This is a genomic window from Mesorhizobium sp. HAY1-8B, assembly GCF_056868045.1.
In genome coordinates this window covers 4,117,172-4,129,448 of record NZ_CP200321.1, presented here as the reverse complement: position 1 = coordinate 4,129,448, position 12,277 = coordinate 4,117,172, and the positions used below count along the sequence as shown (strand labels likewise).

At 62.3% G+C, this 12,277-nt stretch carries 14 protein-coding genes; 6 read left to right on the top strand and 8 right to left on the bottom strand.

Annotation, left to right across the window (positions count from 1 at the left end):
• Nucleotides 1-27: 27 nt before the first annotated feature.
• From AC1VON_RS19555 to AC1VON_RS19530, 6 genes are all read right to left on the bottom strand, one after another.
• On the bottom strand, nt 28-1,197 hold the full coding sequence (locus AC1VON_RS19555; protein WP_483124585.1) for an iron-containing alcohol dehydrogenase: 1,170 nt from the start codon (nt 1,195-1,197) through the stop codon (nt 28-30).
• A 40-nt stretch (nt 1,198-1,237) separates the two neighbouring features.
• Entirely contained in the window at nt 1,238-2,068 is an 831-nt protein-coding gene (locus tag AC1VON_RS19550; RefSeq protein WP_483124584.1) for an ABC transporter permease, read from the bottom strand.
• Nucleotides 2,065-2,943 (bottom strand): ABC transporter permease, encoded by an 879-nt coding sequence (locus AC1VON_RS19545; RefSeq protein ID WP_483124583.1) that lies wholly within the window; start codon nt 2,941-2,943, stop codon nt 2,065-2,067. The genes AC1VON_RS19550 and AC1VON_RS19545 overlap by 4 nt, the downstream gene beginning before the upstream one ends.
• A gap of 3 nt (nt 2,944-2,946) precedes the next feature.
• On the bottom strand, nt 2,947-4,056 hold the full coding sequence (locus AC1VON_RS19540; RefSeq protein WP_172350721.1) for an ABC transporter ATP-binding protein: 1,110 nt from the start codon (nt 4,054-4,056) through the stop codon (nt 2,947-2,949).
• Between the two features lie 82 nt (nt 4,057-4,138).
• Nucleotides 4,139-5,278 (bottom strand): ABC transporter substrate-binding protein, encoded by a 1,140-nt coding sequence (locus AC1VON_RS19535; protein ID WP_483124582.1) that lies wholly within the window; start codon nt 5,276-5,278, stop codon nt 4,139-4,141.
• Between the two features lie 41 nt (nt 5,279-5,319).
• Nucleotides 5,320-6,663 (bottom strand): glutamine synthetase family protein, encoded by a 1,344-nt coding sequence (locus AC1VON_RS19530; RefSeq protein WP_483124581.1) that lies wholly within the window; start codon nt 6,661-6,663, stop codon nt 5,320-5,322.
• 263 nt (nt 6,664-6,926) lie between these two features.
• Here AC1VON_RS19530 and AC1VON_RS19525 point away from each other — a divergent pair, with 263 nt between their 5' ends.
• The 4 genes from AC1VON_RS19525 (at nt 6,927) to AC1VON_RS19510 (ending at nt 8,948) form a co-directional block, all read left to right on the top strand.
• Nucleotides 6,927-7,592 carry a helix-turn-helix transcriptional regulator gene (locus AC1VON_RS19525; RefSeq protein ID WP_483124580.1) on the top strand — a complete coding sequence of 222 codons (666 nt, stop codon included), beginning with the start codon at nt 6,927-6,929 and terminating at the stop codon, nt 7,590-7,592.
• A gap of 219 nt (nt 7,593-7,811) precedes the next feature.
• Nucleotides 7,812-8,129, top strand: coding sequence for an SH3 domain-containing protein (locus AC1VON_RS19520; protein ID WP_483124579.1), 318 nt, complete (start codon nt 7,812-7,814; stop codon nt 8,127-8,129).
• 271 nt (nt 8,130-8,400) lie between these two features.
• Nucleotides 8,401-8,679 carry a DUF982 domain-containing protein gene (locus tag AC1VON_RS19515; RefSeq protein WP_172350726.1) on the top strand — a complete coding sequence of 93 codons (279 nt, stop codon included), beginning with the start codon at nt 8,401-8,403 and terminating at the stop codon, nt 8,677-8,679.
• 29 nt (nt 8,680-8,708) lie between these two features.
• Nucleotides 8,709-8,948 carry a DUF2188 domain-containing protein gene (locus tag AC1VON_RS19510; RefSeq protein ID WP_019857848.1) on the top strand — a complete coding sequence of 80 codons (240 nt, stop codon included), beginning with the start codon at nt 8,709-8,711 and terminating at the stop codon, nt 8,946-8,948.
• 98 nt (nt 8,949-9,046) lie between these two features.
• Here AC1VON_RS19510 and AC1VON_RS19505 read toward each other — a convergent pair whose 3' ends face one another.
• Together AC1VON_RS19505 and AC1VON_RS19500 are read right to left on the bottom strand one after the other, a co-directional pair.
• A complete protein-coding gene (locus tag AC1VON_RS19505; RefSeq protein WP_172350727.1) occupies nt 9,047-9,331 on the bottom strand; it encodes a hypothetical protein in 285 nt (94 codons plus the stop codon).
• 54 nt (nt 9,332-9,385) lie between these two features.
• A complete protein-coding gene (locus tag AC1VON_RS19500) occupies nt 9,386-10,390 on the bottom strand; it encodes an alpha/beta fold hydrolase (protein ID WP_483124578.1) in 1,005 nt (334 codons plus the stop codon).
• 162 nt (nt 10,391-10,552) lie between these two features.
• On the opposite strand from AC1VON_RS19500, the gene AC1VON_RS19495 reads away from it, so the two are divergent.
• Nucleotides 10,553-11,296, top strand: coding sequence for a competence/damage-inducible protein A (locus AC1VON_RS19495; protein WP_056566650.1), 744 nt, complete (start codon nt 10,553-10,555; stop codon nt 11,294-11,296).
• A gap of 74 nt (nt 11,297-11,370) precedes the next feature.
• Nucleotides 11,371-12,204 carry a universal stress protein gene (locus AC1VON_RS19490; RefSeq protein ID WP_172350729.1) on the top strand — a complete coding sequence of 278 codons (834 nt, stop codon included), beginning with the start codon at nt 11,371-11,373 and terminating at the stop codon, nt 12,202-12,204.
• Nucleotides 12,205-12,277: the final 73 nt, after the last annotated feature.

Below are 12,277 nucleotides of genomic sequence, written 5' to 3'. Positions count from 1 at the left end.
TGCCTTTGCCGACAGGTGCCTTGCGGGCTAGCCTGAGATGGCGGCCCGCAGGATGGCCCGCAGTTTGTCGCGATCGAGCTTGATCGGGTTGCCGCCGGCACAAGGGTCGCTCTCGCCCATCGTGGCGACGCGCTCCTCGTCGATGTCGGTCAGCCCGATCCCCGGCAACGTGGCGGGGATGTGCAATCGGACCCGCAGTTCGATTATCCAGTCCACGACTGCTCGAGAATCGTGCGTCGGAAGGTCGAGGAAGCGCGCCAGCAAGCTGAGCTTCTCTTTCACCACCGGGGCGTTGAATTCGACGACATAGGGCATCAGCACAGCGTTGAGCAGGCCGTGATGGGTGTCATAGAGGGCTCCGAGCGGATGGGCGAGCGCATGGATCGCGCCAAGGCCCTTCTGCAGGGCCACGCAGCCCATACCGGACGCGATCAGCATCTGCGCACGGGCTTCTATGTTCTGCCCATCCTCCACGGCGACCGGAAGCCAGGTCTTGATCAGCCGCAAGGCATTGAGCGCAATGCCTTCGGCCATGGGATGATAGCTCGGCGCGCAATAGGCTTCCAGCGCATGCGAGAGCGCGTCCATGCCGGTGGCCGCCGTGATATGGGCGGGCAGTCCGGTGGTCAGCTCCGGGTCCATGAGCACCACATCCGGCATCATGCGCGGATGGAAGACTATGACCTTGCGCTTCTCAGTCTCGTTGGTGATGACCGAGGCGCGGCCGAGCTCGGAGCCGGTGCCGGCGGTCGTCGGTATGGCGATGACAGGAACGAGATGGGACGTGTCGGCACGCTTCCAGTTGTCGCCGATATCCTCGAGATCCCACATCGGGATGGATTGCGTCGCCATCAGCGCGATCGCCTTGGCGGCATCGAGCGCGCTGCCGCCGCCGATGGCGACGACGAGATCGTGCTGGCCCTGCTTCAGAACCGCCACGCCATCGGCGACATTGCCGCCGGTCGGGTTCGGCTTGACGTTGTGGAAGAAGCCGGTATCCAACCCGCTCCCCTTCAGCACTTCGAGCGTGCGCTGCACCGGAAAGAGCGCCTTCAGGCCATCATCGGTTACGACCAGCGGCCGCTTCGCGCCGAGTTCGCGAACGATACCGGCCAGTTCGGCGATCCGGCCGTTGCCGAAGCGCACGGAGGTCGGAAAGCTCCAGTTGCCGGAGACGGCCGGGGTGAAAGCGGTCATGGGATCATTACCTTGAATTGGCTTGGGAATTGGCTTGAGGTCAGGCTGTCGCCAGCTTCTGTCGTTTGAGCGCCCGGCGTCGCAGGAAGTCGACCAGGAAAACCAGGATCAGGGCGGGGATGAAGTTGAGCGTGGCGAGCGCCGGATAGATCGGCGAGGAGCCGACGGCGATGCCGCTGTAGACGAAGATCGGCAGCGTGCGCGCCGTGCCTGCCAGCGAATAGGAAACGTAGAAATTTCCCCAGGAAAGGAGGAAGGCGAAGGTCGCGGCGGAAAGAATGCCGGGCCACAACAGCGGGAAAGTGATTTCGCGAAACACCTCCCAGCCGGAAGCGCCGGCATCGCGTGCGGCGTCCTCCAGCGTCTCGTCGAAGCCATGGACCTGCACGGCCACGATCACCAATGCGAAGGGGGTGATGTAGACGATGTGGCCGATGATCACCGTCGCCAGCCCGGTCGAAAAACCCAGCCAGTTGCCGAGCACCGAGAACCACAGCAGCATCACCACGCCGAGCAAGAGTTGCGGGAACAGCAACGGCAGGAAGCTGACGGCTCGGAAGATGTTCTGGAAGCGGAAGCGATAGCGGATCCACGCCACCGCGCCGGCCGAGCCGAGCACCGTGGCAAAGATCGTCGAGATCGCCGCGACGATCGCTGAATTCGCGACCGCCGTCAGGAAGTCGGGCTTGCGGAACAGTTCGCCATACCATTCGAGCGAGAAACCTTCGATCGGGAAGGTCAGCACGCGGCTGTTGGTGAAGGAAAACACCACCAGCGTGAGGATCGGCACGTAGAAGAACAGGATCAGCAGCGCCATGGTGCCGACGAGGAAAACGTCGACAACCCTGTCCTTCAGGCGTTCCGGGATCATCGGACAGACCTTTCGTGGTTGGCCGATCCACGCATCAGGACAAAGGCAGCGAGCGACAGCGACAGAGCGCCGATGACGATCAGCACCAGCGTCAGCGCCGCCCCGAGTGGCCAGTTGACCCGCGTCTCGAAGCTTTGGCGGATCAGCTCGGAAGCCAGTGGCGCGGTGCCACCGCCGAGAACCTTCGGTTCGAGGAAGGCGCCGAGGCTGAGCACGAAGACCAGCACGGCGCCGCAATAGAGCCCGGGACGGGCAAGCGGCAGCGTCACTTCGAAGAATGCGCGCAGCCGCGATGCGCCGGAATCATAGGCGGCCAGCACCAGGTCTCGGTCGATGCGTACCAGCGACAAATAGATGGTGAACATCGGATAGACGACGAGGCCATAGACCATGCCGATCATCGTGCCGGTCGGCGTGAACAGGAGATTGAGCGCTTCGTGGCCGAGGCCGAGATGCGCCAGCAGCCAGTTGGCGACGCCGCTCTTGTCGAGCACGAGGATCCAGCCGAAGGTCTTCAGCACCGCGTCGGTCAGGAAGGCGAAGATGATCAGGATCTGGATCTGCGCATTATAGGCCCTGAGCCGCGTCGCCAGCGCGTAGGCGGCGGGAAAGGCGATGAGCACGCAGACGACCACGCACACCAGCGCCATGGCGACGGTTCGCGCCATGATGGTCCAGTAATGCGGCTTGGAGAACACTTCGGTCCAGACCTTGAGGTCCCAGGTCCAGGACAGGCGATAGAATTGCGTCGTCTGGAACGACAGCACCACCGTCATGAGCAAAGGAATGATGAAGAACAGCAGCATCACGACCGCGAGCGGCGCCACCGCCGCCACGAGAACCGGATCACCCCAGCGCTTGCTATCGGTCCGCACGGCTCACTCCGAAAGCAGGAAGCTGCGGGTCGGATGAAAGCCGATCCTGACGCTGTCGGAGACCTTGGCCGGGAGATCGAGCGAGCCGGCGAGATCCATGACCACGGCCTTCTCCAGGCCGGGGACGCGAACTCGATACTGCGTCGACGAACCCTTGATGAAATACTCCTCGACGGTGCCGTTCAGCACCCATTCGCCGGGTTCAGCCGCGCCGGTGACGAAACGGATGGTCTCGGGACGAACCAGCAGGGCTGTCGCCCCACTGCCCAGGAAGAGAGAAATCTGCTCCCCAGCGATCACGGCTGCGTTGTCGCCGACGAGCGGCGAAGTAACCTTTGCGCCATCACCGTCGCGCGAGACGGACACCGGCAAGAAGTTGGTTTCGCCGATGAAGCCGGCGACGAACATGTTGGCCGGGCGGTAGTAGATATCCGACGGCGTGCCCAGTTGCACGACTTCGCCGGCGCGCATGACGCAGATACGGTCGGCCAGCATCATGGCTTCTTCCAAATCGTGGGTAACGAGGACGAAGCTGGTGCCGAGTTCGCGGTGCAGCTTCTTCAGCTCGGCCTGCAGCGATTTCTTCAGCTTGGCGTCGAGCGCGCTCATCGGCTCGTCGAGCAGAAGCACGCTCGGGCGCGAGATCAGCGCGCGGGCGAGCGCCACGCGCTGCTGTTCGCCGCCGGAAAGCTGGACGGGATAGCGTGTCAGGTACTCTCGCTTAAGATGCATGAGGTCGAGCATGGCGGCGATGCGCTGGTCCATCTCGGCTTTCGCCACCTTCTGCAGCTTGAGCGGAAAGCCGATATTGTCCGACACGGTCTTGTGCGGAAACAGCGCCAGCTTCTGGAAGACCATGCGCGTCGGCCGCTTCGCGGCCGGCACGCCCTGCATGTTCCGGCCCTGGATTTCCAGCACACCGGCGGTCGGGTCCTCGAAACCGGCAAGGATCTTCAGCAGCGTGGTCTTGCCACAACCGGAAGGGCCGACAAGCGCCATGAATTCGCCCGCGCCGATGTCGAGGGACACGCCATGCAAGGCTCGCATGGAGCCATAGTCCTTGACGATGCCAGACGCATTGATGATTGGCGCGTTGATGATTGCGGTTGTCAAAAATTCGCCCGCCCTGAATGTGGGTGAAATATCATGGAGCCCGCGCGCCGTAACGCGCGGGCTTCAATTCAATAAATGACGTTCAGCGCGCGGCCAGTTCTTCCTGCCAGATCGCCAGCATGTCGTCGATGTTCGGCGCGACGGTGTGGAAGTGGCTGTTGTCCCAGGCCGTCCACATGTAATCCATCTGCAGCGCCTTCTTCTCGGCGTCCGAGAACAGCGCCTCCGTCTTGGCGTTCGGAACGAGATTGCAGGTCGCCTCGGTGATCGACAACTGCTTGGCCACCTCCGGCGAGACGATGTATTTCAGGAAGTCGGCGGCGACCTTGGAGTCGCGGTCGTTTGCGATCAGGCCTGTCGCCTCCATCCAGATGATGCCCTGCTTGAGGCCATTCTTCGGCTCGGGCACGATCGACTGGATGTAATCGTGGCCCTTCATGCGCAGCGACGAGGTGGCGTAGGTGCCGCCGCCGATCAGTGCCCGGAACGAGCCGTCGATAAGGCCTTTCTGGGCAATCGCCAGGTCGGCGACGATGGCGCGGGTGTTCTTGAAGGCTGCACGCAGCACCTTGCGCACTTCATCGAGTGCTGGCTGGTCGAGTTCGACATAGGGATTGACGCCTGCGTAAAGGGCCAGCGGCATGATCGGCCAATCGCCCCAGTCCAGCAGGCAGATCTTGTCCTTGTAGGCGGCGTCGAAAACCGGAGCGTAGCTCGACCAGGTCTCGAGCTTGTCGAACTTGGTGTTGACCGTCGGTCCGACCCAGCCCCAGCGGGTCGGCAAGCCGGTTGCCTTGCCTTCGAATTGCAGCGGCGTGAAGGGCGCACGGAACTGCGGGTAGAATTCGGCGTATTGGTCGGCGAAATCCTTGTCGTCAATGTAGCGGCAGATGCCCGCCGGCCCCATGCGCGCGATCCAGGGACTGTCTGATGAAACGAGGTCGAAATCCTTCGACGCACCGGCGGCGAGCTTGGCGAAGCCGCCCGCGGAGTCAGTGATCAGGTCGACGGAAATGGAGACGTCCTTCTGCTTCTGGAACGGGTCCAGGATGGACGGCGCGTTGTAGCCTTCCCAACACATGTAGTTGAGGCTCTCGGCGGCGGATGCGCCCTTCGGCATGCCGAGAATGCCGGCGCCCGCGACCGCAAGCCCGAGGCCGCCCATGCCCTTCAGCACCGCGCGGCGATCGACGCCCCCGATGCCTGGTGTTCCCTTTTTCATTTGCCTGTTCCCTTCCTTTGTTATCAGCCCAAAATTCCCGATCAGACGATGCCGAGGTACCGCCTGATCTCCCATTCGCTTACCTGTTTCTGGTACTCGCCATATTCAAAGCGTCGTCCGGTCACGAAGCTATCGACGAAGTCCTCGCCGAAGATCTCGCGGGCGATTGTGCTTGTGTTGAGCCGCTCCGCCGCCTGGCCGAGATCTGACGGGAAGACGGCCTCCGGCGAAGGCGTCGCGGCATAGAAATTCGCGCCGCTGCCGGCCGGCGGCTCGATCTCGTTGCGGATGCCGTAAAGGCCGGCGCCGATGCAGAGCGCCAGCGCCAGGTAGGGGTTGGCGTCGGCCGAGGGCACGCGAAACTCGACGCGGGTGGATTCGGGCTCGTCATTGATGACGCGCACCGCCGCCGTGCGGTTCTGGACACCCCAATTGGCCGAGGTCGGCGCCCAGGCGCCGGGCACCAGCCGCTTGTAGGCGTTGACGGTATGGGCGCACATGGCCAGCAGTTCCGGCATAAGCCTGACCAGGCCGCCGATGAAATGACGCCCGAGCCCGCTGATGCCATCTTTCGCGCCAGGATCGGCGAACACCGCATTGCCCTGAGGGTCGCGCATCGAGACATGCAGGTGACCGGACTGGCCAGGCAGCGACGGCGAAAGCTTCGACATGAAGCCGGCGGTCAGGCCATGACGGGAGAAATAGGCCTTGGCGAAATTCTTGAACAGCGCCGCGTCGTCCGGGGATTTCATGCCCTTGGCATAAGTAAGCGGTGCTTCGAAGCATCCCGGCCCGAGTTCGGTGTGGATGGCGTCGAGGCCGATCCCCATCGTCGTCATCGTATCGTGCAGGCCCTGCAGGAGGTCGCCATGGATGGCCGATGTCTGCAACGAATAGGTGCGGTTGCCCTGCGCGAAATAGGTGAGGTCGCGATAGTCCTTGGCACGCAGGCTCTCGGGCGTCTCGTCGAACAGGAAGAACTCGTATTCGAAGGCCGAGAACACGTCGAAGCCAAGTTCAGCGGCCTCCCCTACCAGCCTTTGGCAAAGATTGCGCGGCGAACGCTTGCCGAAATCGCCCGAGAAATCGGCGATGCAGAGCGCGGCATCCTCCGCGAACGGATATTTGCGCAGGCTCGCTGCATCGAGGAATGCCGGCCGGTCGATGAAAGCACCGTCGATGAAGGTCTTCTCTGCGATATCCCAGAAATAGAGAACCTCGCAGAACGGATAACCCCTGGCGGCCAGCTTGACTGCCTTGTCGACGGAGACAAGCTTGTCGCGAAATTCGCCGGCCGGGTCCATCATGCCGATGTGCACGGCCCTGGCGCCAAGCTTTTCAACACCAGACGCGAAGGCCGCACCGGCTTCATTGACTGTCGACATATATGCCCGCCTCGATATTTTCGTCCCGAGGCTAGGGTTGACCTTCTCGCAACTGAATATCCCGATAGGGATAGACGAGAAGAAAATTCGGGCAGCCTCGAACAGGTTCAGAAGCCCGGCCAGAGGACAACAAGATCGTGGTGATTGCAGGCTTTGCGCCGTGGAACCGAAAGATCGCCGCTGCGATCCAGGAGGTCGGCACGCCGGACTTCCCGCAGCGTATCGAAGAGGCGCTGAAGGCGGTCATCGACCTCGATATCGTGATGATCTTCGCCTATTCCGGCACGGAAAAGCCGATCTGCCTCTACCACAATATCGATCCCGTACGCGCGGCGACCGTGATCACCGCCTATGCAAACGGACCTTATCTGCTCGATCCCTTCTATCGCGCGGCGACGGACCCGAAGGCCATCGGGGTCAGGCAACTGAGAAGAATGGCGCCGGACCAGTTCTACAGTTCGGAGTATTTCCGCCAGCATTACGGCCTGACAAAAATCCGCGACGAGGTCGGCATCGTCTGCCGGCCGGCGGGGAGCGCGGCCATCGTCATCAGTTTCACCCGCCCGATGGAATCACCGGCGTTCGGACGGCGCGACCTCAAGGTCATCCACGATGCCGAACCGGTGATCCGGCTTTTGATCGAGCGGAACTGGAGCAACGCTCGCCTCAGTTCGAGGGGAAACGACGGCGAACCGGTCGATCCGATAAACGCGACTCTGAACCGGATGACAGGCGGCGTGCTGACGCCGCGCGAGATCGAGATCACCTCGCTGATCCTGCGTGGACATTCGAGCGCGGCTATCGCCGATGCGCTGAACATCGCCGAGGGGACGGTTAAAATCCATCGCAAGAATATTCACCAGAAGCTTGATATCTCTAGCCAATCCGAATTGTTCTCAATGTTTATCTTTCATCTTTCAAAGCAATGACGCCGCAATGGCGCGGAGCAGCGCTTCCAGCAAGCGTTGACACAGGTCGCGCCAAGCCACCGCGTGTCAATTATGGACGGCATGCGAACCGGCTGGCGTTGAAAAGGCTTGGGATTTACTTGCTTTGCCGCGGGTGCCACGGGCCCGGCTGCAATTTCGTTCGCAAACTGTTACGTTGGGTGAGGCTGCGGTGGGCGCGGCCGGGCTTGGGAGGAAATCATGTCGTTCAGGGCATTCTTGCCGGCTGCGATGCTTGTGGCCATGGCCGGGTTTTGGCTCGGCGCATCGACGCCGAGCGTCGCGCAATATTGCGAAGGTACGGTGCACGGCCTGTCCGGGCGCTACAATCTGGCTACCGGCAGCGGCTTTCTCGCCGTGCGGACACGGCCGAACTCGTCATCGCGGATGATCGGCCAGCTGTTCAACGGCGATCACGTCGAGATCTTCGACCGCCGCGGCAACTGGTATCAGGTCGAAATCGGCGGCACGACCGGCTGGGCGAACGCACGCTGGCTGCGCAACGATTGCGGCTACTGAGACGCCGATGCATGTCACCCAAAAACGGATCCGGGTTTTTGGAAAAGACCTCGGGTGTGTTGATATTCAGGTGATGGCGCCTGCGAACGGCAGGTTTCTGCGCTTCCAATGCTCAGGTACCCAAACGGACGCTGGGCGCCGGTTCTCGAAACCATTCCCCGGTTCGGCCTGACCTGAATACATCCTAAAGCGCGTCGCAAACGCGACGCGACTTTTGGGCGCAGGCTGAAAGCCACTTTTGCAACCAAATTGGCTGTTTTGCGTTGCGGCCATGATGGACAACAAACCCTTCGAAACGCCGGTCGTGGTCGAACTCGGCCACGTCGGCAAGTATCGCCATATCCGCAGCACCCAGGAAGCGGCGGAGTGTCTGATGACGGTGTGGCCGCTCAATCGCGGCCCGCGTCATCGTGATGCCCTCGACACTTGCCTCAAAGTGCTGGAAGGTTATCGTTCGACAGCGGATGCGCGACGGGCATTGATCGAGGCCGCGAGGGAATCGGAAGTGCTGGTGCCCGAAGACAAGCTGTCCGACGACCGGCTGCATTGAGCAGGCGGACCTTTCAACCGGAGGTTTTGATGGCGAAGCTGACTTACAAGATCGTCGAGCATGACGGCGGCTGGGCCTACAAGGTCGGTTCGACCTTCTCGGAGACATTTCCCACCCATCAGGACGCACTGCGCGCAGCCGAGATCGCTTCGGCCGAGCAACAGGTGGCAGGCGCAACGGACGGCATCCAGTATGAGGATGCCGACGGTAAATGGCACGAGGAATTGGCTGACGGCCGCGACCGGCCGCAGACCGAGGTGTCAGACTAAGTTTTCCGGAGAGAGCTTGCCTGCGGGAAAAGGCAGGGCGCCGACCGCGGACGCCAGGAGAGACGGCGTCCTACGGTCGACGGCTGCCCAGCGGCTGACTATTTGCCGCAGTACTGGTCGTTCACGTTGCCCTGGGCATTCGCGTCGGGCCCAGACGTGTTGTAGGCACAGGGGCCGACCGCACCCGAATTGCCAAGGGTGTCCAGCCCCGACCGGTCGCCATTGATGCTTCCGGTCGTGTTCTGGTCAACGCCTGCAGACTCTTCGTTGCCGAACGGCCACCAGTTGTGATGATTGGAATATGCGCCCTCGGATGACTGGGCCATCGCCGATGTGGCGAGACCGATCGTCAGAACCGATGCTGCGAGAAGTTTCGTGTACATTGAATTACTCCGTGTCTTGGTCGCCTTGGGTGCGACACGGGGTAAACCCGCCAGTCAGCCGGATGGTTCATTGAAATTGTCGTGAGGCAGAGGTGATGGAAACGCTCGGGCGCCGATCCGCTCGATGAAACCGGTCACCTGCTTGGGCTCGACAAACTGCGGCATATGGCCAACGCCGTCGACAGGTTCGAAATCGAGCCCCTTGATCCTGCCTCGCATAGGCTCGCCGTGGACGCGGATATCGATGACGCGGTCGGCGGTTCCGAAGAGGATGCCGGCGGGCATGGCAATCTCGTCATAGCGTTGTTCGATACGACCGAGATCCCGTTCGATGGCCACGATATCGGCTGATGTTGCCTGGAAATGGCCTGGCCGCAGCCCGAGCCATCCGCCGCCGGCGACCATGTAGTCCGCTGGAAAGGCCTGCGGCCCAAAGATGAATTCCATTGCCGGCCGCGCATAGCGCAAGCTCAGAGGTATCGCCACGGTATAGGCCATGATCCAGCGCAATAGACGTGAGGGAATGTAGAGCAAGTCAAATCGCTGGCGTGCCCGGGTTTCCAGATGCGTCAGCGGCGCCAGCAAGGCGATGCCCGAAATCGCCGTGGGATATTCCACGGCCAAGGTCAGCGCGATGGCGCCACCCAGCGAGTGGCCGACCACCAGCGGCCTTTCCAGCCCCAGTCTTTCGATGAAGCGCCGCACCAAGGCCGCCTGTTCGGGCAACCGGCCCGTGCCGCCATTGGCGCGAACCGAATAGCCCGATCCCGGACGATCGAGCGCGATCAGCCGGTAGCCCGGGCCAAAGTGTCCGAACAGCGTGTGCCGGAAGTGATGGAGTTGCGCGCCAAGCCCATGCAGGAAAACGATCGGCCGCCCCTCGCCCACATCGACATAGTGGATGCGGTTGCCATCGATCTCGACGAATTTTCCGATGGGCGGCACCAGTCTCTGCGCTTTCGCCGCGATCCACAGCGTCGCCAGCACCGGGCAGGCAATCCCCAGAACCGCCAGCAGGACCAGCACGGCCAGCAACCACGACAGGATCGATATCAGCATTGTTCACCAACCAGAACCTGTTTGAGCTTAACCGCATCCGGTCACGCCGCAACCTCGCGTCGAAGCGGGCGCGTCCCGGCATGGATTGTTCCCCGCTCGGTTGGCATTGCCGACAGCCACGCGCCGCGCTATCTCAGGCGACCCGTCCTGCCGGAGTCCTCCATGACCGAAATCGTTACCGCCGCCATGCTCGTCATCGGCGATGAAATCTTGTCCGGCCGCACCAAGGACAAGAATATCGGCCACCTCGCCGATATCATGACGGCGATCGGCATCGACCTGAAGGAGGTGCGCATCGTTCCCGACGAGGAAGACGAGATCATAGCTGCGGTGAATGCCGTGCGCGCGCGCTACACCTATGTGTTCACCACCGGCGGCATCGGCCCGACCCATGACGACATCACTGCCGATTCGATCGCCAAGGCGTTCGGTGTTCCCTGCGAATACGACGCCAAGGCCTATGCGATGCTGGAGGCGAGCTATGCCGCGCGCGGCATCGAGTACACAGAGGCGCGCAAGCGCATGGCGCGAATGCCGCGCGGGGCCGACCACATCGACAACCCAGTGTCCGTGGCGCCCGGCTTTCGCATCGGCAACGTCCATGTCATGGCCGGCGTGCCCTCGATCTTCCAGGCCATGCTCGACAATGTCGTGCCGACACTGAAGACCGGCACGAAGATGCTGTCGGCGACGGTGCACTGTCCGTTCGGCGAGGGCCTCGTCGGTGGCCCATTGGGCGAGATCCAGAAAGCGCATCCTGACACGATCATCGGCTCCTATCCGAAATATGGCGATGGCAAATTCTGGACCGAACTGGTGGTTCGCGCCCGCAGCCAGGAGGCCCTCGACGCCGCGCGCGCCGATGTCGAGGCGATGGTGGCGGGTTTCGCCGCCAAGGCGAGTTGAGGCCGGAACCAAGCGCAGCGCAGCGGCGTTTCCCTGCACGCGAGTTCCGAGGCTCGCCAGATTGAGGGATCACCATGCACTTCAAGACCATCGTTGCAATTCTGCAAAACGAGCAGGACGCGGAGCGCGTGCTCGACTGCGCCATTCCGCTCGCAAGCCGCTTCCAGAGCCATCTGATCGGCATCCATGCCGAGGCGCTTCCGGTGCCCTACACCTCGGCAACCGGTTTTCCCGACACGGAGTTCCTGCAGGTATCGGCCGATATGAGCCGCGAACGCGCCGAAAAGCTTCAGGCGGTTTTTCTCAAGCAAATCGAGGATTCAGGCCTGTCCTTCGAATGGCGCAGCCTGGAGAGCTTCTCCGGCGACAGCGCCCTGAGCGGCATTTCGAGCGTGCGCGCCGCCGACCTGATCATCGCGGCGCAGAGTGAAACCGGCAGCGATCCGAGCGCCGATGTGGGCACGCTGGTCTACGATGCCGGCCGACCGGTGCTGGTGGTGCCGCCTCAGGGGCCGTTGCTCACCACTTTCAAGCACGTGCTGCTCGTCTGGAACGGCAGCAAGGAGGCGGCGCGCGCCGCCTTTGACGCATTGCCCTTCATCATCGAGGCCGAGAAGACCGAGATATTGATCATCGACCCGCCCGATACGCTCGATGACAGCCCGGAGGCAGCCGGTACCGAAATCGCTTCGTCCCTTTCACGTCATGGTGCCAGCGTCGGCGTGTGCGTACAAAAATCGGGGGGCATCCCGGTCGAGGACATGATCCAGACGAGGATCGTCGAAACCGGCGCCGATCTGCTCGTTCTTGGCGCCTATAGCCATTCGTGGCTGCGTCGGCTCCTGTTCGGCGGAGTGACACGCTCGGTGTTGCGCACCGCGCCGGTGGCGGCCTTCCTGTCGCGGTAAGTCCACAGCGATCGTTTCCGGGCGCCCTTGCCAAGGCCAAGGGTTTCCAGTTAATTCCGCGCGCATTCCCCTG

Bases quoted from the DNA above. Each gene is read 5' to 3' on its own strand.
- AC1VON_RS19550 (WP_483124584.1), bottom strand. From the start codon at position 2,068: ATGATCCCGGAACGCCTGAAGGACAGGGTTGTCGACGTTTTCCTCGTC.
- AC1VON_RS19535 (WP_483124582.1), bottom strand. From the start codon at position 5,278: ATGAAAAAGGGAACACCAGGCATCGGGGGCGTCGATCGCCGCGCGGTG.
- AC1VON_RS19505 (WP_172350727.1), bottom strand. From the start codon at position 9,331: ATGTACACGAAACTTCTCGCAGCATCGGTTCTGACGATCGGTCTCGCC.
- AC1VON_RS19530 (WP_483124581.1), bottom strand. From the start codon at position 6,663: ATGTCGACAGTCAATGAAGCCGGTGCGGCCTTCGCGTCTGGTGTTGAA.
- AC1VON_RS19510 (WP_019857848.1), top strand. From the start codon at position 8,709: ATGGCGAAGCTGACTTACAAGATCGTCGAGCATGACGGCGGCTGGGCC.
- AC1VON_RS19555 (WP_483124585.1), bottom strand. From the start codon at position 1,197: ATGACCGCTTTCACCCCGGCCGTCTCCGGCAACTGGAGCTTTCCGACC.
- AC1VON_RS19515 (WP_172350726.1), top strand. From the start codon at position 8,401: ATGATGGACAACAAACCCTTCGAAACGCCGGTCGTGGTCGAACTCGGC.
- AC1VON_RS19500 (WP_483124578.1), bottom strand. From the start codon at position 10,390: ATGCTGATATCGATCCTGTCGTGGTTGCTGGCCGTGCTGGTCCTGCTG.
- AC1VON_RS19520 (WP_483124579.1), top strand. From the start codon at position 7,812: ATGTCGTTCAGGGCATTCTTGCCGGCTGCGATGCTTGTGGCCATGGCC.
- AC1VON_RS19525 (WP_483124580.1), top strand. From the start codon at position 6,927: ATGATCTTCGCCTATTCCGGCACGGAAAAGCCGATCTGCCTCTACCAC.
- AC1VON_RS19490 (WP_172350729.1), top strand. From the start codon at position 11,371: ATGCACTTCAAGACCATCGTTGCAATTCTGCAAAACGAGCAGGACGCG.
- AC1VON_RS19495 (WP_056566650.1), top strand. From the start codon at position 10,553: ATGACCGAAATCGTTACCGCCGCCATGCTCGTCATCGGCGATGAAATC.